The organism is Streptomyces sp. SID14478, from assembly GCF_010548525.1.
GTDB lineage: Bacteria > Actinomycetota > Actinomycetes > Streptomycetales > Streptomycetaceae > Streptomyces.
Genome location: NZ_JAAGMG010000973.1, coordinates 1 through 1,173 on the forward strand (window position 1 = coordinate 1; position 1,173 = coordinate 1,173).

Genomic DNA, 1,173 nt, shown 5'->3' on the forward strand with positions numbered 1-1,173 from the left:
ACGGCGCGTACAGGTCCAGGAGCCGGGAGCGGGTGACGCTCAGGCGGTGGGCGAGGACCTGACCGACCCACTGGGCGACGAACGAGCCGAGGCCGGGGTCGGAGGCGCACAGCAGCCGCACGGTGACGGCGTCGAACTCGTGCGCGCGCACCGGGGTTTCGGTCTGCGCCCCGAGTTGCCACACATAGGGCGGGAAGAGCCAGGACCAGCCGATGAGTTCCCCGCGCCCCAACGTCTCGACGATGGGCGCGCGTTGTCCCGGTACGCGCATGTCGAGGGCGACGCTGCCGCTGCGTACGATCCAGAAGCGGTCGGCGCGCGAGCCCTCCTCGAAGAGCCTGCAGTCCTGCGGGAAGGCCACCTCGCGGGCGATGCGCAGCAGCCTGACGCGGTGTGCGTCGGGCAGGGTCTGACTCATGCGCGGGGCCGTGGTGGTCATGGGCTGCCTCCTTCTGGGGGCGCGCACGACGGCCGGGAACCCTTCCCTCCGGTGGGTCCGCCACCTGGGCCGCGTGGGTCGGCGCATGGCCCTGGCGGCGGTCCTCGCACTGTCCGGACTGCCGTCGTGCGATACCTCGACGATGGCCGCCCGGGGCCCGGGCGGCCAGGGGCCGAACGGCTCTGGCCAGGGGGCCTGTCGGCCACGGAAGGCCGAGGGCCTCAGGGCGGGCGGGGTCCCCCGTCCGGCGCGACGCGCCGCCAGTCCCGCGCCCAGCCGGCGAGGCGCCGGCGGTCCAGGACCCGACGCAGGACGAGACGGCCGGTGACGGCGACGGCAGCGACGGTCACGGCCACGAGGAAGCCCGCGGCGAACGTGTGCGACCAGATGTCCTCGGCACGCCAGGGCGCCACGGTGACGTCGCCCTGGGCGTCGAGCCAGACCGTGGTGCCATCGCCGCGCTTCAGGCCCGCCGGAACGGGGGCGAGAACGGTGATCGTGCGGCCCGCCGGGTCGGTCCAGCGCACGGCGACCGGGGAGACCAGGTTGTCCTGGGCGCCGCTCATGAACGGCACGAACTGCGGGGCGTCGTCCCGCAGTTCGGCCCGCTGTTCATGCCGGGACGCCTGCTGGGAGCGGGCCTCCACGCGGGCGTCCGCATGGGCGGCCCAGCCGCTCAGCACGCCCGCGGCCGGCGCCACCAGGAGGGCCAGCACGGCGAACACGCGCGCCGC

At 75.2% G+C, this 1,173-nt stretch carries 2 protein-coding genes; both read right to left on the reverse strand.

Going from position 1 to position 1,173, the window contains the following annotated elements:
• Nucleotides 1-439 (reverse strand): cyclic nucleotide-binding domain-containing protein (locus G3I40_RS31190; RefSeq protein WP_164305970.1); only part of this gene is annotated, 439 nt, incomplete at its 3' end.
• A gap of 221 nt (nucleotides 440-660) precedes the next feature.
• The coding region (locus G3I40_RS31195; RefSeq protein ID WP_164305971.1) for a hypothetical protein at nucleotides 661-1,173 on the reverse strand (513 nt) is incomplete at its 5' end.